The organism is Desulfovibrio sp. Huiquan2017, from assembly GCF_017351175.1.
In the GTDB taxonomy this organism is placed as follows: Bacteria; Desulfobacterota; Desulfovibrionia; order Desulfovibrionales; family Desulfovibrionaceae; genus Pseudodesulfovibrio.
Map to the genome: position 1 here is coordinate 1 of NZ_JAFMPN010000013.1, position 22,834 is coordinate 22,834.

Sequence of the window (22,834 nt, forward strand, 5' to 3'; positions counted from 1 at the left end):
TACCAGCAAAACTCGGGAGTGCCGACATGGTATTTTTGTGGAAGCTTCCCGGTGGCGCCTTAAAGGGAACATCCGGCGTTGAAAACCGTCTGGCGGCGGAACTCGGGAGATCTGGCCTCCGGCGGGCAAGGCGTGCGTCCCGCCCTCCTTTCCTGCTCTTCGGGGCGGGCCTTTTCCATTATGCCCTTCGCGGACAAACGGGCCGGGGCCGTCCCCGCCGAGGCTGTCCATGAACAGTATTTGCATAATCTATTGATTCGAGGCTAAGCTGAACAGACGGATTCCGTTGCAAGATACAGGGGGATGCATGGACCTGCTTATCATGGCTTCCATAGGGATTCAGCTCACGGCCGCCGCCTTGGCGCTGCTTCTCATCCCGGAAACGGGTCGCCGCTGGTCGTGGATTCTGATCGCCGCCGGGCTCATCGGCATGGTCCACCGGCGGGTGCACACCCTGTACATGTACTGGCAGGGCCGGGCGGCACCGGACATGGCCTTCGAATTCATCGGGCTGCTGGTCTCCGTCATCATCCTCCTCGGGATCATCCAGATCCGACCCATCTTCCGGCAGCTCAAGGCGGCCAACGCAAAGCTGGCCAAGAGCGAGGAGCGCTTCCGGACCGTGGCCGATTTCACCTACGACTGGGTATACTGGCGCGGTCCCGACGGTCGGTTCCTGTACATGTCGCCCGCCTGTGAGCGGATCACCGGCTACCCCCGGGCCGCATTCATGAAGGACCCGGATCTGATGATCCGGATCGTGCATCCCGAGGACCGACCAGTGGTCAAGGCGCATCTGTTCCGGGAGCACCGGGCCGAGGAATCGGATATCCTGGATTTCCGCATCGTCCGGCCCGACGGCACGGAACACTGGCTGTCCCACAGCTGCGTGCCCGTGACCAACGCCGAGGGCACCTTCCTGGGCGCCCGGGCCAGCAATCGGATCATCGACCAGCGGGTGGAGGCCGAGAACCGGCTGCGCGAAAGCCGCAGGCTGTACCGCGATCTGGTGGAACAGTCCCACTTCATCGTTCTGGAGGTGGACACCCAGGGTAAGGTTTTCTTCATCAACCGCTGGGGGCTGGAATTTTATGGTTATCTCGAAGGAGAACTGATCGGCCGCGAGGCCGTGGGGTTGCTATTGCCTCGGACCGACAATCAGGGCCTGGACCTGAGCGCTCATTTCCACGATCTGCTCGACCGCAATCCGGGCCACACCTTTACCGAAGTGGAAGTCCTGCGCCACAACGAGACCCGGGCCACCCTGTCGCTGGGCACTTCGGTCATCGTGGACGAGATGGGCCAGGCCACCGGCATTCTCTGCCTCGGCATCGATATTACCGCGCGCAAGGCCGCTGAAAAACTCAAGGAAGATGTGGAGCGCATCGTCCGCCACGACCTCAAGTCCCCGCTCATGGGGATCATCGGGTTGCCCCGGCTCATGCAGGAGGACGAGAACCTGACCGACCGGCAGAAGGAGATGCTCCAAGTGGTCGAGGAAGCGGGCATGCAGATGATGGATCTGATCAACCAGTCCCTGACCCTGTACAAGCTTGAATCCGGGACCTACGAGCACCAGCCCCAGTCCGTGGATTGGCTGGCCATCATCATGCGCGCCGCGCGCGACACCTCCATGCACCGTGACCCCGCCTGCCGGGTGGAAGCCACCCTGGACGGGGAAAAGGTCCGGGACGGCATGCACCTGTTTATCCAGGGAGATTCCACCCTGCTCTACGGCATGGCCGCCAATCTGCTCAAGAACGCGGTGGAGGCCTCGGGCGGCCGCCCGGTGCATGTGGACATGACCAGCGGCGACCCGTGCGTGCTCGAAATCCGCAACAGCCTCCCTGTACCCGAGGAGGTCCGCCATTGTTTCTTCGACAAGTATTCCACCCACGGCAAGCACAACGGCACCGGGCTGGGCACCTATTCCGCCCGCCTGGCCGCCGAGGCCCACAGCGGCAATATCGCCATGGACTCCTCCCCGGAAACCGGTACCGTGGTCCGCGTCACCCTGCCTGGAGGGGGCGGAGCCGCGGCCTGATCCCGGGCGTCCGGGCCTAGCCCGTGACCACGTACAGGTGCATCTCGCGCGGGCCGTGGGCTCCGTGGACGAGTTGGGCTTCGATGTCCGCAGTCTTTGACGGGCCCGAGATGAAGGTGAAGGAAGCGGGGAGTTCTCCGGGTTTTTCAAGCAATGCGTAGCCCTCGGACAGATCGGCGACCAACCGGTCCAGCGGCAGGACCGCCACGTGGATGGACGGCACCAGGGACACGGCCCGGCCGTGGCCCGGTCCCGTGAGCAGGGCGATGGCTCCGCAGTCCGCGGCGCACCAGTCCGCGCCGGTCACGCCGATGTAGGCGGATTCGGCGGCGGCGCGCAGCCGCGCCTTGCCGGCAAGCTCGTCCTCGCCGTCCTCGAAGCGGGCCACGTCCACCCGGATGGGGTCGTCGGCCAGGAGTTCGGGAAGACGCAATGCGTGCGGCAGCGGGTCGTCATGAATGAGGATGTGCCTGTCTCCGCCCCATTCGGTCTCGGCCGTGCGCGCCAGATCGGCGATGCGCAGTCCGGCCTCGGCCATGTCCCCGACCGCATGGACATTGAGGTTCAAGGGGCCGGCGGTCCGCCGGAGCCGTTCCAGGAGGGCCAGCCGTTCGGGCGGGGTGCGGTCGGCGCGCGCAAGCAGGGCCTCCAGTTCGCCTTCGGCACGGCTGGAAAAGAGGGTGGCGGCGTCCGGGGCCTGGTCCCGGCCCAGGGCCTTGCGAATGCGGTCGAGGAACTGTTGCTCGTTATTCATGGTCGGCTTCCTTGAGGCGCTTGGCGTGGTCGGTCTTCCACCGGTCGGCGAAGGTCTTTTTGGCGATGGCCGGAAAATCGCGGGTGGCGGTCCACTTGGCGAGGGGGCCGACGCCCTTTCCCAGCACGCCGTCCCTGACGAACGGGGCCTGGGCCAGCCGCCCGGCCTTGACCAGCAGGTTGTAGGCGGTCCGGCTGGACATGGCCGCGCTCCAGGCCTTGAAGGCCCGGGCCTCGGTCTTGTCCACGGGGGCGACGTTCCAGGTTTCATCGCCATAGGCGAGCATGTGCCGCAGTTCCGAGAGCATGCGCGGCAGGTCGTTGTTCACCGGGCAGATGTCCTTGCACGCGCCGCACAGGGATTCGCCCCGGCAGAGGTCGGCGTGCGCGTTGACCCCCTGGATGAGGGGCATGATCACCGCGCCGATGGGGCCGGGATACGGGCCGTCATAGGCGTGCCCGCCGATGCGCCCGTAGACCGGGCAAATGTTCAGGCAGCCGCCGCAGCGGATGCAGGACAGGACCTCGCGGAACCGGGGGTCGGCGAGCATCCGCATGCGTCCGTTGTCGATGATCACCAGATGGAACTCCTCGGGGCCATCGGTCTCGCCGGGCTGGCGGGGGCCGCCCAGGAAGGAAACGTAGGTGGAGACCTTCTGGGCCGCCGCGCCGCGCGTGAGCAGGCGCAGGAGCATGTCGTGCTCGGCCAGGGTGGCCGTGACCCGCTCCATGCCCATGAGGGCCACATGGACCCGGGGCATGGTCGTGGCCATGCGGATGTTGCCTTCGTTGGACACCAGGCAGACGTGGCCGGTTTCGGCGCAAGCGATGTTGCAGCCGCTCAGTCCCATATCCGCGCCGAGCAGCTTCTCGCGCAACGCCTTGCGCGCGGCCTTGGTCAGGGTGGGCGGGTCTTCGGAGTAGGGGATGGAAAGCTTGTCCTCGAACAGTTTGCCGATCTGGCGCTTATTCATGTGGATGCACGGAGCGATGATGTGCGAGGGCGTGTCCCCAGCCAACTGAATGATGTACTCGCCCAGGTCGGTCTCAACCACCTCGATGTCTTCGGCTTCCAGCAGGGCGTCCACGCCGATCTCGGCCGAGGTCATGGACTTGCCCTTGACCACGCTTTTCACGCCGTTTTTGCGGGCCACGTCCAGGCAGTAGTTGCGCGCGTCCTCGGCCGTGGCCGCGAAGTACACGTGCCCGCCGCGCGCCCGGATTTTGTCGGCCAGAGTGGCCAGGACCATGTCCAGGTTGTTCAGGGTGCGCATCCGCGCCTCCTTGGCCAGACGGCGGTGCTCCGGGGTGATCTCGTCCCGCCACAGGGCCTGGGTGGATTTGCCGATGCGCTCCTGGATCATGCGGATGGCCGCATGCAATTCCTCGTTGCCGATGGCCTCGTGGGCCAGTTCTGCGTAGGTCTTGGCGCCTGCGTCGCGCATGGCTAATTTCCCTCCCCGGCCAGAATTTCGGCGATGTGCAGGGCTCGGACGTTCGAGCCCAGGCGCGAGAGTCGCCCGCGTATGTTCATCAGGCAACTGACGTCGCAGCCGACAACGGCTTCGGCCCCGGTGTCCAGGATGGTCTTGACCTTGTCGTCCGCCATGGCCGTGGATATCTCCGGATATTTGACCGAAAAGGTCCCGCCGAAGCCGCAGCAGCGGTCGGACTCGTCCATCTCGATGAGGGTCAGCCCCGGGGTGTTTTCCAGGAGCAGGCGGGGTTGCCGCCGGATGCCCAGGCCGCGCGAAAGGTGACAGGAGTCGTGGTAGGTCACGGCCCCGTCGAAGCGGCAGCCGAGCTGTGCGCCGGGATCGGTCACGCCCAAGACGTCCACCAGGTATTCGGTGAATTCGAACGTCCTGGCCGCCACCCGAAGCGCGCGTTCCAATTGGGCGGGGTCGTCCCGGAACAGATCGAGATAGTGGTGGCGGACCATGTGTACGCAAGAGCCGGATGGGCAGACGATGGCTTCGCTGTTTTCAAAAATGTCGAGAAACCGGCGGGCGGCCTTGGCCGCTTCGGTGCGGTACCCGGAATTGAAGGCGGGCTGGCCGCAACAGGTCTGGTCCGGGGGGTAGTGCATGCGCACGCCGAGCCGTTCCAGTACCCGGACCATGGCGTCACCTGTCTCGGGAGACAGAGAATCCACCAGGCACTGGATGAAGAGGGTCACGGTGGGTCGGGTCATTGTACAAAATCCGGAATATTATGTTGGTTGGTAGGGGGCGGATGTTGCACACTTCGCCGTAAACTTGCAAGTCCTTTCATGTTGCTGTAGAAAAATCGACACGTTAGCACATGTTACGGAATTGTCCGATCCGTCGTTTCCCTGGAGGGGGCTCATGAAGCGTTTTATTTGTCTTTTCGCCGCGCTGGTTGTTTTGGGCGTGGCAGGCCCGGCCCTTGCGGGCAAGGTCGTTATCGACGTCAGCCAGTTCGTCGAGCATCCGGCCCTGGATGCCATTCTCAAGGGGTTTCAGGATGAACTGAAAGAGGGCGGCATCGACGCCGAGTACAATATCTACAACTCCCAGGGGAACATCGGCGTGGTCTACCAGATCGCCACCCAGGTGGCGGCCGACAGGCCGGACATGATCGTGGCCATCGCCACGCCCAACGCCCAGGCCCTGATCAAGCAGTACGACAAGACCCCGGCCCTCAAGGGTACGCCCATGCTCTTCACCGGCATCACCGATCCGCTCCTGGCGGGGCTGGTGACCGACTACGAACATCCGGGCGGCGACGTCACCGGCGTGTCCAATCAGATGCCCATGGGCAAGCACCTGGACATGATCCGCAAGTTTCTGCCGAACCTGAAGCGGCTCGGCTTCCTGTACAACGCGGGCGAGGCCAACTCCGTGTCCAACTTGAACCGGGTCCGGGCGGCAGCCGGGGAACGGGACATCGAGATCGTGGCGACCGCGGTGACCAGCTCCGCCGACGTGCAGCAGGCGGCGTCCAGCCTGGTGGGCAACGTGGACGCCATCTATATCCCCACGGACAACACCGTGGTTTCGGCCATGGAGGTGGTCGTCAAGGTTGGGCGGCGGAGCCGTACCCCGGTCTTCGTGGCCGATGCGGACTCCGTGTCGCGCGGGGCCGTCGCGGCGCTGGGCTTCGATTATTACCAGCACGGCCGCCAGACCGGAGCCATGGCCCTCCGCATCCTGAACGGGGCCAAGCCCGGCGATATCCCGGTGGAGTTCCAGAAGCGGCTTTCCTTCCACATCTATCCGGCCGCCGCCGAAAAGATGGGCGTCGAAATTCCCGAAAGCCTGCTTGGGGAAGCCGACGTGATCCACAAGTAGCCGCCGAAACGACGACAAGGGCCGCCCCTCCACCGGAGGGGCGGCCCTTGCTTATGGCATTGTGTGCGGGCCGGGCTCAGAACCGTTCGAAGTCGGTGTCGTTGTCCATGTCCAGATTCATGCCGTTGCCCGGGGGCCCCGGGGATTCGGCGGGCGCCGCGTTTTCGGCCGCAGGCAGGGCGGCCGCCGGAGCGGAGTGCGCTTGGACAACGGAGCGCTTTTTCTCGGTGGGCTTGCCCACGTTGAAGAAGGACATGGTGTCCTGGAGCTGCTGACTCTGGCTGGACAGCTCTTCGCTGGTGGAGGCCATTTCTTCGGACGCCGAGGCGTTCTGTTGGATGACGGTGTCGAGCTGGCCTATGGCTTGGTTGATCTGTGTCGCGCCCGCGTTCTGCTCGTTGCTGGCGGCGGTGATCTCCTGGACCAGGGAGGCGGTCCGTTCGATGTCCGGGACCAGTTGGCCGAGCATCTTGCCCGCCTTTTCGGCCACCTCCACGCTGGTCGAGGACAGCTCGCTGATCTCTGCCGCGGCCGTGCCCGAGCGCTCGGCCAGCGTGCGCCCCTCGGCCGCGACCACGGCGAAGCCCTTGCCGTGCTCCCCGGCCCGGGCCGCTTCGATGGCCGCGTTCAGTGCCAGCAGATTGGTCTGCCGGGCTATCTCCTCGATGATCGAGATTTTTTCGGCGATTTCCTTCATGGCTTCCACGGTCTGGCCTACGGCTCCGCCGGATTCGCGGGCGTCCGCAGCCGCCTTGGAGGCCAGCGCCTCGGTTTCGCGGGCGTTTTCGGCGTTCTGGCTGATGTTGGAGGCCATCTGTTCCATGGACGAGGAGACCTCCTCGATGGACGCGGCCTGCTCCGTGGCCCCTTGGGACAGAGACTGGGAAGAGGCGGACAGCTCGGCGCTGCCCCCGGCCACGTTGCGGGTCGCTGCGTCCACATCGGCCACCACGGACTGGAGCCGTGAAACCATGTCGTTCAAGGCTTGCGCCAGGACGCCGATCTCATCGCGTTGGTTGATGTCCAGCGTGCTGGTGAAATCGCCCCCGCTCATGCGCTGGGCAAAACCCACACCCTGGAGGATCGGGCGGGTTATCATGCGCGTCAGCACCCAGGCCAGGATGACCCCGATGAGGAAGGCCGCGGCCAGCCCCACGCCCATGATCGTGGATGCTGTCCCCAGGGCGGACACGGCGGCATTGGCCCGTTCCTGTGTGGCCGCCACGCCTGCCGTGGCCGTGTTCTTCGCCGCGGCGAGCACGGCCAGGCCCGCCGTATTGCGCTGCTTGTTCAGCTCGTTCATGGCCTGGAAGTTGGCCAGGAACTGCTTCATGGCCGTGTTGTATTCTTCAATGGCGACGCGGATGGTTTCCAACAGGCTGAGATTCGATGCCTGCCGGGTAACGGCCTTGACGGCTTCAAGCTGTTCCCGCATGGGCGTGAAACGCTCCAGGGCGGCCTCCATTGTCTTCGGGTCGCTCGCAGCCTGGGCCTTGAAATTTTCAACCCGAACCTCGTTGCAAAGCTGGATCATGGCGTTGATTTTGGCGACCTTGCCGATTCGTTCATGGATTCGGAAGGTCGCCGCGCCCGCGTCCACATCCTGATCCAGGAGCTGTTGCTGTATGGCCAGCAGTTCCCGGCAATTCTTCATGAATGCCGCCGCGGCGCTGTCCATGGCCTCGCGGTTCTCCCCGATGGCGTCGATCAGCTGCCGGGTCTGCCCCACCAGCGTCTTATAGGCGCTTATGCCTTGTACGGCGTTTTCGGCATCCGCTTTCAGCTTGACGAGGCGGGGATATTTCTCCGCATGGGCCTTGGCCTGGCGTAGATGGCCGTCGGTCTCGCTCAGCCATTTCTGCCCTTCGTCCCAATATGAGGCCTTATGGCTCAGGGAATACCCCCGGACGGAGTACATGGTCAGCAGCGCGGCACGTTCCAGGCCGTTGGCGATGGCCACTTCCGGGACGTATTCTTCGGCGAGTTGTCGCGATTCCTCGCTCACGGTCAGCATGTCATAGATGGCGAGGCCGCCCAGAGCCGCGGCGATGAGGATCAAACAACCGAAGCCCAGACCGAGCTTCAGGCCAAGATTCAGGTTTTTGAACATGGGCCCTCCAATGAGCTTTGTGGTGTGCCGGGCTTCCCGGCGGGGAAGCCGCACAAGGGCGATTCTTCCCTATACTTCCGAACGCATACAGGAAAAAAAGATTGTGGACCACTATATTCGATTTAAAAATCAACTTCTCGAATATTCGGCGCCTGGCGACTCAGCGGTTGGGGAAGTATTGGACCAGGGAACGGGAATCCAGGTAGCCCTTGATTTCCTGGTCGATTTCCCCGGGGTTCAGGGTGGAGGTGATCGTCAGGTCGATGTCTTCGCCCAGCCGATAGATCATGGCGTCGTGCTTGGGGATGTTCGCGTCGTAGATGACCACTTCGGGGAGCAGGGGGTTGGCCGGGTTGACCGAGACGACCACGCCCACGTCACCGGAGCTGAAACGGCACACGGTTCCGGGCGGATAGACTCCGAGCATCTTGATGAAGGTCTCCAGGTACTTCCCCTCGAATTGCGCCTTGCGCTTGGCGAACATCAGGGACAGGGCTTTGTGCGGAGCGAGCCCGAGCTGTACGTCCCGGGTGTTGACCAGCCGGTCGTAGACGTCCGCGATGGACACGATCTTGCTCATGTCGGCAATGGCGTCGCCCTTGAGGCCCTTGGGGTACCCCCGGCCGTCGCACTGCTCGTGATGCTGGTAGACGATCTTCATGACCTGGGGGTCGATGCCGGGCAGCTTGGAGAGCATTTGCACCCCGATCATGGGGTGCCGCTTGAAGAGAATCCACCCGGATTTGCTCAGCTTGGTGCTGATGGCGATGTCGCCGGGCAGAAGCAGCAGGCCCACGTCGTGGAGCAGGGCGCCCAGGCTGAGAATATTCATGTCCTCGGCGGACAGGCCCAATTGTTTGCCGAGCATCAGGGACAAGGTCATGACGTTGAGGGAATGAAAATGCTGGCCCGCATCCGTGGCGGTCATATTGATGTGCTGGATGGCCAGGCTGACGTCGTCCAGGAACGTATTGCCGAAGGCCTCGGCCAGCCGCTTGGCGTCCGCGGCGGCCGAGGGCTCCGCGCCCTTGATGCCTTCGAAGATCCATTTGGATTTGTTCAGGCCCTTGCCGAATTTCTCGCGGACCTCGTTGAACCGGGCCCGCCGAGCCCGCAGCTCCGAGGCCTTTTCGCGTTTGCGGCGGGACTTGGCGGCCGTTCCCGTGCTGTCCGGGGGCTCGGGCTCCATGGCCCGGTCCTCGGGCAGCGGGGCGGACCGGCTTTTTTGTGGATCGTAGAGCACGGTGGCGCGGCCGATTCCGATGATGTCCCGCAGTTCCCGGCGGTTTTTGATCTCGAAGTTGGACAACAGGAAGGGGTGGCTGAACCAGGGAATCTCCCGGAGGCTCACGTACATGCCCACGGTCAGGCGCTTGACCGATATCTCTTCGAACATGGCTGGCTCCCGGCCTATTCGCCGATGGTTTCCCGGATTTGGATGGGCTCCGTGATGTCGAGGAATTCATCGCAGTGCTTCTGGATGAATGCGACGGTCTTCGGGGTCAGTATTTCGCCGCTGGACAAGAGCTTCCGTCGACGGCCGTCCACTTCCCCGTAGACGTCCTCGGCCACGACCATGCCCGGAGCGAGCCCCAGGGGATAAATGGCTCGTTGCACGATCTCGCCCGTATCGCCCACGATGGCCTTGAACTCCTCGAGCAGGCGTTTGTCGTAGAACTTGGCCCGCTGCTTGAGGATGAAGATCGTCTCGCCGATGCTTTTGCCGTTCTGGACGAGGTAATGGTAGTCCAGGACCAGGCGGATCATCCGCGCAGTCGGGGGGATTTGGTCGCCCCGGACGTCGTCCTTGGGGTAGCCGCTGCCGTCGTAGCGTTTCTGGATGTAGTGCAGGCAGTGCGCCAGATCGCTGGTCCGTTCGTCCCCCTCCAGCAGGAGCACGGCCCGCTCCACATGCTCGAAGATTGCTTTTTGGGTCTCGGCGCTGGTGTCGCAGCCGCTCATGACCGACGAGAGCTTTTCGCCGTCGAGGCTGGACAGGATCAGCAGATAGGCGTTGAAGAATTCCTGGATGCGTTCCGCGTCGCAGCCCACGTTGGTCGCCAGGGCCATGAGCAGGGGCCGGACGCGCTCGTGGCAGATGTATACGCAGGGGATGTAGTTGCTGGTGAATTCGACAAGGGAATGGAGGATGGCCTTTCCCTTGCCCACCCGGGCCGAATGGCCCAGCACTTCCTTGAAGTCGTCCACGACCTGCTTCAGCCGCTTCTTGGAACAGGGACTGAATATTGTGGTGTGCGCAGGTATGGAAACGCCGCGAAGCCGGGCTTCGTTTTCAAGGGAGGGCAGCAACAGGATGGTCAGTGCGCCGGGCCAGGTGAGGCGGATCAGGGCCATGTTTTTGCGGATCTCCGGCGCGGGACCGTTTCCCACATAGATGACGATGTTCGGCTTGCCGCCACATCCCATCTCCTCAAGGTCTTCGACCGGGATGCTTTGGACGCTGAACTCTTCGCGGAAGAGCGTTTCGATGGCGTTATGAAACTTTTTGGTCTCGTCGATGACAAGCATTTGCAGCATGGCGTGTTCCCCCGTGCATTCCGCATCCGTTCCGAAAACGGTTCCACCGGGAAGAGCCGATGCCCCGGCCAGGACAGGGGCCTCGGGCGGTGTCGGTCGTATGTTCGATGCCGTGAGCGGGATTTGACGGTTAGTTCCTGTTCCTTGTTCGTATAATGCCTTGCATCTCTGCGAAATTATTTGGCAACCTGTTGCAATGGTTAATATTTTTACCTTCTATATAGTATGATTCGAAGTTAATCGTGTCAATGATTATCGGCGAAAACATACTGTCTTCTGATTGCCCCGGGAGATCACGCGACCGCGGCCGATGGCTTCTTGTCGAGTTCCACGAGGAAGTAGGCGGCCAGGTCGCAGCCCGCGATCCTGGATCATTGCGCGAGGTCCAGGGGGGAGCGGCTGGTGGACCATGAGTCGGGCCGATTTCGCGCCTTTCAGGTGGTGCCATTGCTTTTTTCGTATTGATTCCATGGAAGGTGTCTCCGTGTCGGCAAGGTTTACTCTCATGGTACAGCCTGGAGCAAAGGGCGGCTCGCGTCAAGGCGTTGTGTCCGCTCGTTTTCGCCGCACGGATACGGCTTGACTTTGGTTAGTGAATGGTCGTTAACTAAAGACATGAGAGAGCGTCTCGACAGTGATGTCCGCAAGGGACAGATCGCGGATGTGGCCCTGGAATTGGTGGTGTCCGAGGGGATTTCGGGCCTGACGGTCAAGAATATCGCCCGGCAGGTGGGGGTCACGCCCCCGGCCCTGTACCGGCATTATGCGGGCAAGACCGAAATCCTGGCCGCCGTGGTGGACTACATCACCGGCGTGTACACCGAGAGCCGGAAGCGGGTGCTCCGGAAGACGGCCGGGCCGGTGACCCTGCTGCGCGAGCTGTTTTTCTCCCAGGTGCGTCTGTTCGAGCGCTATCCGGCCGTGCCGGTGTTCTTTTATTCGGATTTGCTCTGGCGCGAGGAGCCCTCTCTGGGGGCGCTGCTCAACCGCCACCTGGAGGAGTTCGCGGCCGAGGTGGCCGAGGTCATCCGCCAGGGCCAGGGCCTGGGGCGCATCCGGACCGACGAGACGCCCGAGCGGCTGTTCATCGCCTTTCTCGGGTTGTTTTCTTCCATGGGGATTCTGGCCGGGCGCGGACTGTGCCGCGTGGACATGGCCGTCCAGCCCGAGATCAACTGGAAAATTTTCGAAAACTACATCACCACTGCGGATGCCTCCTCGGGACGGGCGGGCATGGAGCGCGGCGATTGCGAGGTGGTCCCATGAAGCGCAAGTTCGGCCCGTGGCTGACGGGCATCGTCATGCTGGTCCTTTTGGGTGGAGCCGGAGTCTGGTACTGGCTTGGCCGGGACGTGGTCGAGGAAGGATTCGCCGAGGGCAACGGACGCATCGAGGCCACGGAGATTGCCGTGGCCGCCAAGTGGGGCGGCAAGGTGGCCGAGGTCCTGGTGGACGAGGGCGATTACATGCAGGCGGGCGACGTGGTGGCCCGCATGGACATGCAGACCGAAAAGGCCCAAGTGGCCGAAGCCGAGGCTGATCTGGCCAGGGCCGGGAGCGCCCTGGAGACGGCCAAGGCCCAAGTCTTTCAGCGTCGGGCCGAGGTGGCCTCGGCCCAGGCGGACCTGGCCCGCCAGCAGAGCCAGCTCGACGTGGCCCGCAAGAGCGACAAGCGCATCCAGACCCTGGTCAAGAGCGAGGTGGTATCCCAGCAGGACGCGGACAACAGCCATGGCGATCTTCGGACCGCCCAGGCGGCCTGGCGCGCGGCCCGCGCCCAGGTCAAGGCGGCCGAGGCCGGGGCCAGGGCCGCCCAGGCCCAGGTGGCCGAGGCCGAAGCCAACATCAACGCGGCCCAGGCCGTGGTCGATCGGCTGGAGCAGGTCCTTGCGGACGGCGTCCTGCGTGCGCCCAAGGCGGGCCGGGTCCAGTACCGCGTGGTCGAGTCCGGCGAGGTGGTCGCCGCGGGCGGCAAGGTGGTCAGCCTGGTGGATCTGGGCGATGTGTACATGACGTTCTTCCTGCCCGAAGTCGAGGCGGGGCGGACCGCCATGGGCGCCGAGGTACGCGTGATCCTTGATGCCGCGTCGCAGTATGTCATTCCGGCCAAGATTTCCTTCGTGGCCAGCGTGGCCCAGTTCACGCCCAAGGCCGTGGAGACCAGCGACGAGCGCCAGAAGCTCATGTTCCGCATTAAGGCCCGCATCGAGCCCGAGCTGCTCCGGCGCTATGCCCGGTACGTCAAGACCGGGCTGCCCGGCGTGGCCTACGTGCGCCTGGATGCGGCCAAGGCGTGGCCCGACCGGCTGGCCGTGAGCCTCCCGGAGGAAGTCAAGTGATCCCGGCGCCGAACGCCGAGGACCGGCGGACGGACCTCGTGGTCCGGCTGGCGGGCGTGACCCACCGTTACGGCGACACCCTGGCCGCCGCCGACGTCTCCTTGGAGTTGCCCGCCGGGAAGATGATCGGCTTCATCGGCCCGGACGGAGTGGGCAAGTCCACCTGGCTCGGGCTCATGGCCGGGGCGCGCAAGATCCAGGACGGCGAGGTCACGGTCCTGGGCGGGGACATGCGCAACAGGCATCATCGCGAGCGGCTCTTCCCGCGCATCGCCTACATGCCCCAGGGGCTGGGCAAGAATCTCTATCCGACCCTGTCCGTGCGCGAGAACATCGATTTTTTCGGCCGTCTGTTCGGCCAGTCCCGGGCCGAGCGCGACCGGCGCATTCGCGATTTGCTGCGCAGTACCGGCATGAGCGACTTTGCGGACCGCTCCGCCCGGAAGCTGTCCGGGGGCATGAAGCAGAAGCTCAGCCTGTGTTGCGCCCTGGTCCATGATCCGGACCTGCTTATCCTGGACGAACCCACCACCGGCGTGGACCCGCTTTCGCGCCGTCAGTTCTGGGAACTCATCGGACGCATCCGGGCCGGACGGCCGTCCATGAGCGTGCTCATCGCCACCGCCTACATGGAGGAGGCCGAGCGTTTCGACTGGCTGGTGGCCGTGGACGACGGCAGGAAGCTGGCCGAGGGCGACCCGGCCGAATTGCGCAGGCGCACCGGGACCGAGACCCTGGAAGAGGCCTTCCTGGCCCTGTTGCCCGAGGAGCGCAAGCGCGGCCACCACGCGCTGACCATCCCGCCGCTGCACAAGGGCGAGACGGTTATCGAGGCCACGGGCCTGACCATGCGCTTCGGCAATTTTACCGCTGTGGACGATATCAACCTTTCCGTGGACCGAGGCGAGATATTCGGCTTCATCGGCTCCAACGGGTGCGGCAAGTCCACGACCATGAAAATGCTCACCGGCCTGCTCGAACCGACCCAGGGCGAGGCCCGGCTTTTGGGCCGCAAGCTGGACGCCCGGAACATGGCCACCCGGCGGCGCGTGGGCTATATGTCCCAGGCCTTTTCCCTGTATGGCGAGCTGACCGTGCGCCGCAACCTGGAGCTCCACGCACGGCTTTTTCATCTCTCTCCGGGCGAGGCCCGGGAACGCATCGCCGGACTCGGCGAGCGGTTCGACCTGGCGCGCTACGGCGACGACCGGCCCGACGACCTGCCCCTGGGCATCCGCCAGCGGCTGCAACTGGCCGTGGCCGTGCTGCACCGGCCGGACGTGCTCATCCTGGACGAGCCCACCTCGGGCGTGGATCCCGTGGCCCGGGACGGCTTCTGGGAGCTGATCATCGACCTGTCGCGCCGGGACGGGGTGACCATCTTCATCTCCACCCATTTCATGAACGAGGCCCAGCGTTGCGACCGGGTGGCCCTGATGCACGCGGGCCGCATCCTGGATACGGATACCCCCGAAGCCCTGCGGGAGAAGCGCGGGGCCGCGACCCTGGAAGAGGCCTTCATCGCCTATCTGGAGGAGGCCTCGGGCGGGACCGGCAAGCACGATGAGCCCGAGGGGGTGTTCGCGGAGACGGCCGCCGAAGAAGAAGGCGCGACGGCAGGGCGGGAGGGCGTGTCCCACCCCCGGTTCAGCCTGTCCCGGCTGCTCAGCTTCTCCATCCGCGAATCCATGGAGCTCAAACGCGACCCCATCCGCCTGGGCATGGCCCTGTTCGGCACGCTCATCCTCATGCTGGTCATCGGCTACGGCATCAACCTGGATGTGGAGGACCTGACATTCTCCAGCCTGGATCAGGATCAGACCACGGCCAGCCGGAATTATATTCTGGAATACGAGGGGTCGCGCTATTTCTCGGTCCGGCCGCCGGTGCAGAGCCCGGCCGGGATGGACAAGCGCATGGTCGCGGGCGAATTGTCCGTGGTCATTCAGATCCCGCCCAACTTCGGCCGAGACCTGGACCGGGGCGATGTGCCCGAGGTGGGGGCGTGGATCGACGGAGCCATGCCCAGCCGGGCCGAGATCGCCCGGGGGTACGTCCAGGGAGTGCATGCCCAGGCGCTGTCCCGGCTGGCTTCCAGAACGGGCAGGGGCGCCGCCCTTTACAACATGCAGGTGCGCTATCGCTACAATCCGGAAATGAAGAGCATCGTCGCCATGGTCCCCAACGTCATCCCCCTGCTTCTGGTCTTCATCCCGTCCATGCTCACCGCGTTGGGCGTGGTCCGCGAAAAGGAGATGGGCTCCATTCTCAACGTCTATACCACGCCGGTGACCAAGTTCGAATTTTTGGTGGGCAAGCAGTTGCCCTACATCGCCCTCTCGATGGTCAATTTCGTGTTCCTGTTTCTTCTGGCCGTGCTCCTGTTCCGGGTGCCGTTCACGGGCAGCCTGGCCACGGTGGCGCTGGGCGCGCTGGTCTATGTGGTGGCCACCACCGGCCTGGGGCTGTTGGCCTCCACCCTGACCTCCAGCCAGGTGGCGGCCATCGCGGGCACGGCCATCTTCACCCTGCTCCCGGCCATTCAATTCTCCGGGCTCCTCGACCCGGTCTCCACCCTGGAGGGCCTGGGGCGAGTGATCGGGTCCGTGTACCCGACCACCTACTACCTGCTCATCAGCGGGGGGACCTTTTCCAAGGGGTTGGGGCTGGCCGATCTGGCCGGGTCCTTCTGGCCGCTCCTGGCGGCCATCCCCGTAACCACGATCCTGAGCGTGCTCATCCTCAGGAAACAGGAGGTCTAGGATGCGGAGCGCGTTTCTCGGCAGCCTGTCCAACATCCTGGCTCTGGGGGTCAAGGAGTTCCGCAGCCTGCTCTACGACAAGGCCATGCTCTTCCTGATCCTGTTCATGTTCACGGGCACGGTCTACGCCGACGCCCGGGCCAAGCCCGAATCCCTGAACCGGGCCTCGGTGGCCGTGGTGGACGAGGACCGGTCCCAACTTTCCAGCCGGATCGTCGCGGCCCTGCACCCGCCGCAGTTCATGCCGCCGGAATTCATCGACCTGGCCGAAATGGACAAGGGCATGGACTCAGGGAAGTACACCTTCGTCCTGGACATCCCGCCCGACTTCCAGCGCGACGTCGTGGCCGGGCGCACCCCGGACCTGCAACTCAACGTGGATGCGACGCGGCTGTCCCAGGCCCAGACCGGGACCAGCTACCTCCAGCACATCGTGGACGGCGAAATCCGCGCCTACGAGCAGCGCTACCAGTCCGCAGCGGCCGCGCCGATCGACCTGAACATCCGGGTCTTCTTCAACCCCAATGTCAGCCAGTTCTGGTTCGCGGCCATCAACTCCATCGTCAACAACATCACCATTCTCGGCATCCTGCTCACCGGGGCGGCGCTCATCCGCGAGAATGAGCACGGGACCATCGAACACCTTCTGGTCATGCCCGTGACCCCGCTGGAGATCATGATCTCCAAGGTCTGGTCCATGGGGCTGGTGGTGCTGGTGGTCTCGTCCCTGTCCTTGCACGTCATGGTCCAGGGGGTGCTGGGCGTGACCCTGAACGGTTCGACCCTGCTGTTCGCCTGTTGCTCCCTGCTCTACCTGTTCGCGGCGGCCTCGGTGGGCATCTACATGGCCACCCTGGCCCGGACCATGCCCCAGTTCGGCCTGCTGGCCATCCTGGTCCTGTTGCCCCTGGAAATCCTGTCCGGCGGCACCACCCCGCGCGAGAGCATGCCCCAAGCCATCCAATGGATCATGTCCCTGGCCCCGACCACCCATTACGTGTCCCTGGCCCAGGCCATCCTTTTCCGGGGCGCGGGCCCCTCGGTCATCTGGCCAGATTTTCTGGGCATGGCCACCATCGGCGGCGTTTTCTTCTGGTTCGCCCACCACAGGTTGCGCCGGATGATCAGCTCTCTGCACTAACTTCGGTATCGGGACCATACAGGTCGCGGACCACGTCGAGCCAGGCCCGGGCCGCTGCGGACAGGTACCCGCCCCGGCGCCAGATCACGGCCATGTCCCAATCCGTGTTCGGCTCGTCCAGCCTGACGAGGCGCACGCCGGGACCGCGCCGTTGCTCGGCGATGAGCCGGGGCAGGAAGGCCACCCCCAGTCCGGCCTCGGCCAGTCGGCAGATGAAACCGATCTGGCTGCTTTTGGTGATGATGGCGGGTTCAAATCCCCGGCTGCGGCACGCCCCGAGAATGATCCGATTCAGGGCGAACCCGTCCTCGAACAGGATGAAGGGCTCGTCGCGCACCTGGTCCAGGGTGATGGCGTCGAGGGCCGCCTGGGCATGGTCGGGCGAGAGCAGGGCCACCAAGGGCTCCCGGCGCACGGGCAACCATTCGAAATCGTCGGGCACGGGCAACAGGGAGGCGGCCAGCTCCACGCCGCCGGCCCGCAAGACCCCCTCCAACTGGTCGCTTCCGTGCTCCACCAGCCGGATCTCCACCTTGGGATGCCGTCGGCGATATTCGGCGAAAACCGGCGCAAACAGGGCGCTGGCCCCGATCTGGGGCAGCCCGAGTAGAAGGGTGCCCCCGGCCAATCCGTGCAGCTCCTCCAGTTCGAGGAGCATGTCGCCGTGCTCGGCCAGCATTCTCAATCCCCGGCGATAGACCACCTGTCCCGCATCGGTCAGGACCACGCCCCGCACGCTGCGGTCCAGGAGCGGCGCGTCCAGCTCGTTCTCCAATTGGCGCACGCCCTTGCTCACCGTCGATTGCGTGGCGAACAGCGCCTCGGCCGCCCGGGAGAATCCCTGGCGGCGGACCACTTCCACGAACATTTGAATTTTGCGAAATTCCATGGCTATTCCAATATGGAATAATGTTGAGTTCCACAAGTCATTTGCTTCATTACTCGGACGGCCCTACCTTTCCGCAACGAGGTTCACCATGAGTACACGCGCCATCGCGGTTTCGTTCCGCAGGAAATTTCACCATAGCAGCTTGGCCCAGATCGGCCTGCTGTTCGCCGTCTGGCTGGCCAGCGAGGGGCTGGTTCGGGGGCTGCATCTCCCCATCCCCTCGGGCATCGTCGGCATGTTCATCGTCTATGTCCTGTTGGCCCTGGGCAGGGTCAGCCCCCGGAGCCTGCGCCGGGGGTCCCGCTGGTATCTCGGCGAGATGCTGCTTTTCTTCATCCCCGCCGTTCCCGCCGTCACGGCGCACCCGGAGTTCTTCGGCTGGCTCGGCCTCAAGGTCCTGGTCGTGATCTTTCTGGGCACCTTGTCCGTGATGAGCGTCACGGCCTTGACCGTGGACATCTTTTACCGTTGGAGGCTTCGTCATGATGGTTCCGTTTGCGAGTAGCGCCTGGGTCCAGATCGGCGGGTGGTCCCTGCTGACCATCGGTTTGTATCTGGTGGTCAAGCGCGTCTACAAGCGTTGGGGGCAGTGGTGGCAGATGCCCCTGGCCCTGACCCCGGCCCTGGTCATCGGCGTGGTCCTGTCCCTGCATGTCTCCTACGGCGAATACTACCGCTCCACGAGCTGGCTGGTCGTGCTTTTGGGCCCGGCTACCGTGGCCTTCGCCGTACCCATCTACGAGCAGCGGGCCCTGATCCGCCGCTATTGGCCCATTCTGGGCGCGGGCATGGTCGCGGGCACGGGCACGGCCATTCTGACCAGTTGGACCTTTGCCTCGCTCCTCGGCATCGACGGCCCCTTGCGGTTGAGCCTCCTGCCCCGGTCCATCAGCACCCCGTTCGCCATGGACGTGTCCCGCGACATCGGCGGTACGGCCGATCTGACGGCGATTTTCGTGGTCATTACCGGTGTGCTCGGTTCCATTCTCGGCGGTTTTCTGGCCAAGCGCCTGCCGCTGCGCTCCCCCCTGTCGCGCGGCGCCATGCTCGGCGTGGCCGCCCATGCGGCGGGCACGGCCAAGGCCCACGAACTCGGGGCCGAGGAAGGTTCCGTGGCCGGACTGCTCATGATCCTGGTGGGCATGCTTAATGTCTTCGGCGCCACGGCGTTCGCGGCGTTGCGATAGTGGACGGTCGGCCCTCCATCGCCCGCGCATGAGCCGATTGCCCGGAATATGTGATATTCCTGGCGGCCTCGGCAAAGCGTTTGTCGAGCTTTTGCGATTCCAAAATCCACTCAATCCCGTGCTCGCCAAACCGTGCCTTGCGCACGCGATCTGCCCTGTCCCCCAAAAAAGAACAATATCCAGTAGGCCTCACCCCACTGGCCCAGGCCCCGGCGGTTGACGGGCCACAAACCTCCGAGGGAGGGGCTGGTTTGTGATGTCCGTTTCCGGTTGGATTTGGGAATCCGCTACGCCAAGGGCAGCCTGCTGGATGCTTTTATCTCCCGAAGCGAGATGTTGGAGCGTATGTTCACCACGCCGGGGATCTTTCGGAGTACCCCTTCGATAAAATCGCTGTAGTCGTCCAGGTCTTTGGCCACGACCTGAAGCAAAAAGTCGTCATCACCTGTGGTGTTGTGGCAGGAAAGGACATTTGAAGACGCCCTGATAATGTTCTCGAACACGGCTGTCGTTTCCTCTGAATGCTGATTGCAACTCAGTTGGACGAAGGAAAGTACGCCAAACCCCAATGCCTTGCGATTCAGCATGGCCTGAAATCCCTTTATAACTCCGTCATCCAGGAGCCGTTTCAACCTGCGCCAGCAGGAGGCTTCGCTCATGGCGAGTTGTTCGGCCAGCTTGGCGTTGGCCATCCTGCCGTCCTCCTGCAACAGGCGCAAAACACCAATATCCTTCTCGTCCAGTACCTTCATCGCTGTGTCCTCTCATTTATTCGGCATTGGTGAAATACTCTTTCGTTTTTGTTGTGTGTTTCACATGAAATTGCAAGGACAATTCAGGTCGTAAAAGGCTATCATTCAGCAAATCCTTTGATGAACGCCCAAGACGCCTGTTCACCGTGAAAACCATGAGGAGTTGCCATGCGCGCCATGTATTACGAAGCTTTCGGGCAGACACCTGTCATCACCAATCTTGCCGACCCGGCACCGGATGACGGCGGGGTGGTCGTCAAGGTCATGGCCTCCGGACTGTGCCGGAGCGACTGGCATGGCTGGATGGGCCATGATCCGGACATCGCGCTCCCGCATGTGCCGGGCCATGAACTGGCGGGTGTCGTCGTGGCGGCGGGGAAACGCGTCACCCGGTGGAAGGCGGGCGACAGAGTCACCGTCCCGTTTGTCTGCGGTTGCGGGGCGTGCCCCCAGTGCGACAGCGGCAACCACCAGGTGTGCGACCACCAGTTTCAGCCTGGTTTCACCCACTGGGGCTCTTTTGCCGAGTATGTGGCGATCCAATACGCGGACGTGAATCTGGTGCGCCTGCCGGAGTCTCTTGATTACGCGACTGCCGCGAGCCTCGGCTGCCGGTTTGTGACGGCGTTTCGGGCCGTGGTCGATCAGGCCCGGACTTCCGCCGGACAGTGGGTGGCGGTCCACGGTTGCGGCGGCGTCGGACTCTCGGCCATCATGATCGCGAATGCCCTGGGAGCCAACGTCATCGGCATCGATATCGGTGACGACAAGCTGGAGCTCGCACAACAGCTCGGAGCGGTTGCGGTCGTCAACAGCACGAAGGTGAAAGACACGGTCGAGGCCGTGGTGGACATATCCGGCGGTGGAACGCATGTGTCCATTGACGCCTTGGGAAATCCGACCACCTGTTTCAACTCCATTGCGAACCTGCGGAAGCGGGGCAGACACGTGCAGGTGGGACTGATGCTCGGAGAGCACACCTCTCCGCAAGTTCCCATGTCCAAGGTCATAGCCAATGAGCTGGAGATATATGGCAGCCACGGCATTCAGGCGCATCGCTACGAAGCCATGTGGCGCATGATCGAACATGGCAAGCTGGACCCGAAGAAGCTGGTGGGAAAGACCATCACTCTGGAAGAAGGGGCCGGCGCGCTCACGGATATGGATAATTTCACGGCAACGGGCATCACCGTCATTGATCCCAACATCTAACAAACACAACGGTCTCGTGAAGAACAAGAAAGGCACTTGCGGAATAGGCGTCAGCGCCTGATTTTTCGTCGTCATCCCCAAGGGGCCCCTGTTGCCGCCGAGGTTCTCGGTCCAGTGCGCCGGGATCAGGTTCCGGCCGCATGCTTGAGGGCTCATCCCGGGAAGGCGGGGTTGCTCAAGGACCCTTCGCCCACCCACGGGATGCTCCTGGACTCATGGGCCGAGGACCCCAAAGTCGTGGACCCGCCAATCCAGACGGACCCGCAAGGCGCAGAAGCGGTTCATCGGTTTTTTGCGCTGCACGGCAATGGCGCACGGGGCCGGATAATTTCAGATAAGGCGCAACGAAGGCACGGATTGCCGGGGGGATGGATGCGGCCCCGGGACAGCCGTGTGTCCCGGGGCCGTGGTTGCGTCTTCTAATTCCTGACCGGCGTCAGATCATCAATGGTTTCCTCGGTCGGCAGATCAATTTGGACGATCTTCCGCCCGCCGAAGTCAACCCGGTTGAGGTCGATCATCTTGATCCGGCGGCTGGCGTAATTGGTGACATAGAGCTTGAGGGCCTTGAGGTCCGCCACGATCGTCGCCTGCGTGATGTCCGCCTCGCGCTTGCCGTCGACCATGCCGACGGAGGCTCCCTGCGGTATGTCGAACTGGTTCAGGATGTGGAAGGCCTGCAGCACGGCATCCCTGCCGGAGGCCATGGGGAAGACCGCTTGCGAATAGACGGCCGCGCGGATGAAGCGGGAAGGGGGAGTGAAGTCCCCGGGCATGCCGCCGAGGCCGGAACCCTGGCCAAGCTGCTTGAACTCGATCTTGTCCAGCTTGACGGGCGGCACGTTGAGCGGGTTCAGGTAGATGAAGTTGCGCAGATTGGTCATGTGCCAGTCGAACGTCGGGGAGTTGGTTATCACGCCCAGCGGGTTTTCATGAATGACCAGCTTGCCGCCTACCGGCTCGATGACGATGGATTCGCCGGAACGGTCGGAGGCGATCCAGTGGAACGGGGGCACCATGCCGCCCCACTCCTTTACCTTGGCCCCTGCGACCTTGATGCGGCCCGCTGCCTTTCGGACTTCCGCCACGGTAGCGCACCGCGTCAGCAGATAGTTAACGAAATACAAGGGGCTGACCACGTTCCCGTCATCCCCGGCGGTCACCTTCGGGTACTCGGCATAATCCGGAAAATAGAACGCGGCGACCGACAAACCGGCATCGTTGAGGCCGTCGAGCGCGGCGGATTCGCCGAGGGCGTTCACTCCCACCATGCCGTGCCGGGTCGTCCAGGCCCTGGGCTTGGCGCCGGTGACGGCCCCACCGTCCATTTCAATTCCCTTGGGGATGATCACGATCCGGATGTCGAGCGGGGTGCCGAATTCACCTGTGCGTCCGCGGACAACGCTTCCGTCCTTTGCGTTCAGCGTGATGCCGGTACAGGCCTGAGCCGCCGGAGTCAACGTCATGGCCGTCACCATGGCGAGTAGAATAGCGAAGAGTCTGGTTTTCATTTGTTCTCCTTGTATACAATGCATCATCGCCCCTATTGACGTGCGCCTTGAACGCCCGGGGGCCGTGGGTTCCCGCATGCAAAAGGTGTTACCAGGATATTTAGGCAAGCACCATCCCCGAATCCCCGCGCCCAGTCTCACGAGGGCGTGGGGGGAGTGCCTGCGACAGGGCACTGCGGGGGAAACTCGGTTGGAAAAACTAAGCGGATTACGGCGAAAATCATTGTCCGTTGATTTTGCGTGACGCTCCCAAGGGGGAAGTATGAGGGACGCCCCTGATGA

At 63.6% G+C, this 22,834-nt stretch carries 18 protein-coding genes; 9 read left to right on the plus strand and 9 right to left on the minus strand.

Translation table 11 applies throughout. The features are described 5' to 3' along the window. The first annotated feature begins 307 nt into the window (after nt 1–307). Nucleotides 308–2,044, plus strand: coding sequence for a PAS domain-containing sensor histidine kinase (locus J0909_RS12130; RefSeq protein ID WP_207263205.1), 1,737 nt, complete (start codon nt 308–310; stop codon nt 2,042–2,044). 16 nt (nt 2,045–2,060) lie between these two features. On the opposite strand, the gene J0909_RS12135 is transcribed toward J0909_RS12130, so the two are convergent. The 3 genes from J0909_RS12135 to J0909_RS12145 are packed head-to-tail and all read right to left on the minus strand — an operon-like array spanning nt 2,061 to nt 4,991. Continuing rightward, on the minus strand, nt 2,061–2,798 hold the full coding sequence (locus tag J0909_RS12135) for a LutC/YkgG family protein (protein WP_207263206.1): 738 nt from the start codon (nt 2,796–2,798) through the stop codon (nt 2,061–2,063). After that, on the minus strand, nt 2,791–4,242 hold the full coding sequence (locus tag J0909_RS12140; protein WP_207263207.1) for a LutB/LldF family L-lactate oxidation iron-sulfur protein: 1,452 nt from the start codon (nt 4,240–4,242) through the stop codon (nt 2,791–2,793). The genes J0909_RS12135 and J0909_RS12140 overlap by 8 nt, the downstream gene beginning before the upstream one ends. Nucleotides 4,243–4,244: 2 nt before the next feature. Continuing rightward, nucleotides 4,245–4,991: a (Fe-S)-binding protein gene (locus tag J0909_RS12145; RefSeq protein ID WP_207263209.1), complete on the minus strand. Its 747-nt coding sequence runs from the start codon at nt 4,989–4,991 to the stop codon at nt 4,245–4,247. A 154-nt stretch (nt 4,992–5,145) separates the two neighbouring features. Between J0909_RS12145 and J0909_RS12150 the strand changes: the two genes are divergently transcribed. Continuing rightward, nucleotides 5,146–6,111 carry an ABC transporter substrate-binding protein gene (locus J0909_RS12150; protein ID WP_207263211.1) on the plus strand — a complete coding sequence of 322 codons (966 nt, stop codon included), beginning with the start codon at nt 5,146–5,148 and terminating at the stop codon, nt 6,109–6,111. A gap of 76 nt (nt 6,112–6,187) precedes the next feature. Here the strand turns inward: J0909_RS12150 and J0909_RS12155 are convergent, their stop codons facing one another. From J0909_RS12155 to J0909_RS12165, 3 genes are all read right to left on the minus strand, one after another. Further along, the gene (locus tag J0909_RS12155) at nt 6,188–8,221 is read right to left on the minus strand and encodes a methyl-accepting chemotaxis protein (protein ID WP_207263213.1); all 2,034 of its coding nucleotides are present in this window, start codon (nt 8,219–8,221) and stop codon (nt 6,188–6,190) included. 160 nt (nt 8,222–8,381) lie between these two features. Next, a complete protein-coding gene (locus tag J0909_RS12160) occupies nt 8,382–9,617 on the minus strand; it encodes an HD-GYP domain-containing protein (protein WP_207263214.1) in 1,236 nt (411 codons plus the stop codon). A 14-nt stretch (nt 9,618–9,631) separates the two neighbouring features. Further along, on the minus strand, nt 9,632–10,759 hold the full coding sequence (locus tag J0909_RS12165; protein WP_207263215.1) for an HD domain-containing phosphohydrolase: 1,128 nt from the start codon (nt 10,757–10,759) through the stop codon (nt 9,632–9,634). A gap of 615 nt (nt 10,760–11,374) precedes the next feature. On the opposite strand from J0909_RS12165, the gene J0909_RS12170 reads away from it, so the two are divergent. From J0909_RS12170 to J0909_RS12185, 4 genes are read left to right on the plus strand one after another with little or no spacing between them, the layout of a single operon-like run. After that, nucleotides 11,375–12,025 carry a TetR/AcrR family transcriptional regulator gene (locus J0909_RS12170; protein ID WP_207263216.1) on the plus strand — a complete coding sequence of 217 codons (651 nt, stop codon included), beginning with the start codon at nt 11,375–11,377 and terminating at the stop codon, nt 12,023–12,025. Continuing rightward, nucleotides 12,022–13,098 carry an HlyD family secretion protein gene (locus J0909_RS12175; protein ID WP_207263217.1) on the plus strand — a complete coding sequence of 359 codons (1,077 nt, stop codon included), beginning with the start codon at nt 12,022–12,024 and terminating at the stop codon, nt 13,096–13,098. Before J0909_RS12170 ends, J0909_RS12175 begins: the two co-directional genes overlap by 4 nt. Beyond that, entirely contained in the window at nt 13,095–15,860 is a 2,766-nt protein-coding gene (gene rbbA, locus J0909_RS12180; protein ID WP_353616768.1) for a ribosome-associated ATPase/putative transporter RbbA, read from the plus strand. The genes J0909_RS12175 and rbbA overlap by 4 nt, the downstream gene beginning before the upstream one ends. A gap of 1 nt (nt 15,861) precedes the next feature. Then, nucleotides 15,862–17,001, plus strand: coding sequence for an ABC transporter permease (locus J0909_RS12185; RefSeq protein ID WP_207263218.1), 1,140 nt, complete (start codon nt 15,862–15,864; stop codon nt 16,999–17,001). Here J0909_RS12185 and J0909_RS12190 read toward each other — a convergent pair. Continuing rightward, nucleotides 16,985–17,890 carry a LysR family transcriptional regulator gene (locus J0909_RS12190; RefSeq protein WP_207263219.1) on the minus strand — a complete coding sequence of 302 codons (906 nt, stop codon included), beginning with the start codon at nt 17,888–17,890 and terminating at the stop codon, nt 16,985–16,987. The genes J0909_RS12185 and J0909_RS12190 overlap by 17 nt on opposite strands. Before the next feature lie 88 nt (nt 17,891–17,978). Between J0909_RS12190 and J0909_RS12195 the strand changes: the two genes are divergently transcribed. Both J0909_RS12195 and J0909_RS12200 read left to right on the plus strand, forming a co-directional pair. Further along, nucleotides 17,979–18,395, plus strand: a complete 417-nt coding sequence (locus tag J0909_RS12195; RefSeq protein ID WP_207263221.1) for a CidA/LrgA family protein — start codon at nt 17,979–17,981, stop codon at nt 18,393–18,395. Continuing rightward, nucleotides 18,373–19,077 carry an LrgB family protein gene (locus tag J0909_RS12200; RefSeq protein ID WP_207263222.1) on the plus strand — a complete coding sequence of 235 codons (705 nt, stop codon included), beginning with the start codon at nt 18,373–18,375 and terminating at the stop codon, nt 19,075–19,077. Before J0909_RS12195 ends, J0909_RS12200 begins: the two co-directional genes overlap by 23 nt. 287 nt (nt 19,078–19,364) lie before the next feature. On the opposite strand, the gene J0909_RS12205 is transcribed toward J0909_RS12200, so the two are convergent. Beyond that, nucleotides 19,365–19,829 (minus strand): Lrp/AsnC family transcriptional regulator, encoded by a 465-nt coding sequence (locus J0909_RS12205; protein ID WP_207263223.1) that lies wholly within the window; start codon nt 19,827–19,829, stop codon nt 19,365–19,367. Nucleotides 19,830–19,997: 168 nt separating this feature from the next. Between J0909_RS12205 and J0909_RS12210 the strand changes: the two genes are divergently transcribed. Beyond that, nucleotides 19,998–21,041 carry a zinc-dependent alcohol dehydrogenase family protein gene (locus tag J0909_RS12210; protein ID WP_207263225.1) on the plus strand — a complete coding sequence of 348 codons (1,044 nt, stop codon included), beginning with the start codon at nt 19,998–20,000 and terminating at the stop codon, nt 21,039–21,041. 419 nt (nt 21,042–21,460) lie between these two features. Here J0909_RS12210 and J0909_RS12215 read toward each other — a convergent pair whose 3' ends face one another. Next, nucleotides 21,461–22,552, minus strand: a complete 1,092-nt coding sequence (locus J0909_RS12215) for a linear amide C-N hydrolase (RefSeq protein ID WP_207263226.1) — start codon at nt 22,550–22,552, stop codon at nt 21,461–21,463. Nucleotides 22,553–22,834: the final 282 nt, after the last annotated feature.

Excerpts from the sequence above, each read along its gene's own strand:
- J0909_RS12175 (WP_207263217.1), top strand. The coding sequence starts at position 12,022 with ATGAAGCGCAAGTTCGGCCCGTGGCTGACGGGCATCGTCATGCTGGTC.
- J0909_RS12160 (WP_207263214.1), bottom strand. The coding sequence starts at position 9,617 with ATGTTCGAAGAGATATCGGTCAAGCGCCTGACCGTGGGCATGTACGTG.
- J0909_RS12145 (WP_207263209.1), bottom strand. The coding sequence starts at position 4,991 with ATGACCCGACCCACCGTGACCCTCTTCATCCAGTGCCTGGTGGATTCT.
- J0909_RS12165 (WP_207263215.1), bottom strand. The coding sequence starts at position 10,759 with ATGCTGCAAATGCTTGTCATCGACGAGACCAAAAAGTTTCATAACGCC.
- J0909_RS12150 (WP_207263211.1), top strand. The coding sequence starts at position 5,146 with ATGAAGCGTTTTATTTGTCTTTTCGCCGCGCTGGTTGTTTTGGGCGTG.
- J0909_RS12185 (WP_207263218.1), top strand. The coding sequence starts at position 15,862 with ATGCGGAGCGCGTTTCTCGGCAGCCTGTCCAACATCCTGGCTCTGGGG.
- J0909_RS12200 (WP_207263222.1), top strand. The coding sequence starts at position 18,373 with ATGATGGTTCCGTTTGCGAGTAGCGCCTGGGTCCAGATCGGCGGGTGG.
- J0909_RS12210 (WP_207263225.1), top strand. The coding sequence starts at position 19,998 with ATGCGCGCCATGTATTACGAAGCTTTCGGGCAGACACCTGTCATCACC.
- J0909_RS12135 (WP_207263206.1), bottom strand. The coding sequence starts at position 2,798 with ATGAATAACGAGCAACAGTTCCTCGACCGCATTCGCAAGGCCCTGGGC.
- J0909_RS12190 (WP_207263219.1), bottom strand. The coding sequence starts at position 17,890 with ATGGAATTTCGCAAAATTCAAATGTTCGTGGAAGTGGTCCGCCGCCAG.
- J0909_RS12215 (WP_207263226.1), bottom strand. The coding sequence starts at position 22,552 with ATGAAAACCAGACTCTTCGCTATTCTACTCGCCATGGTGACGGCCATG.
- J0909_RS12170 (WP_207263216.1), top strand. The coding sequence starts at position 11,375 with ATGAGAGAGCGTCTCGACAGTGATGTCCGCAAGGGACAGATCGCGGAT.
- J0909_RS12195 (WP_207263221.1), top strand. The coding sequence starts at position 17,979 with ATGAGTACACGCGCCATCGCGGTTTCGTTCCGCAGGAAATTTCACCAT.
- J0909_RS12205 (WP_207263223.1), bottom strand. The coding sequence starts at position 19,829 with ATGAAGGTACTGGACGAGAAGGATATTGGTGTTTTGCGCCTGTTGCAG.
- J0909_RS12140 (WP_207263207.1), bottom strand. The coding sequence starts at position 4,242 with ATGCGCGACGCAGGCGCCAAGACCTACGCAGAACTGGCCCACGAGGCC.
- J0909_RS12155 (WP_207263213.1), bottom strand. The coding sequence starts at position 8,221 with ATGTTCAAAAACCTGAATCTTGGCCTGAAGCTCGGTCTGGGCTTCGGT.
- J0909_RS12130 (WP_207263205.1), top strand. The coding sequence starts at position 308 with ATGGACCTGCTTATCATGGCTTCCATAGGGATTCAGCTCACGGCCGCC.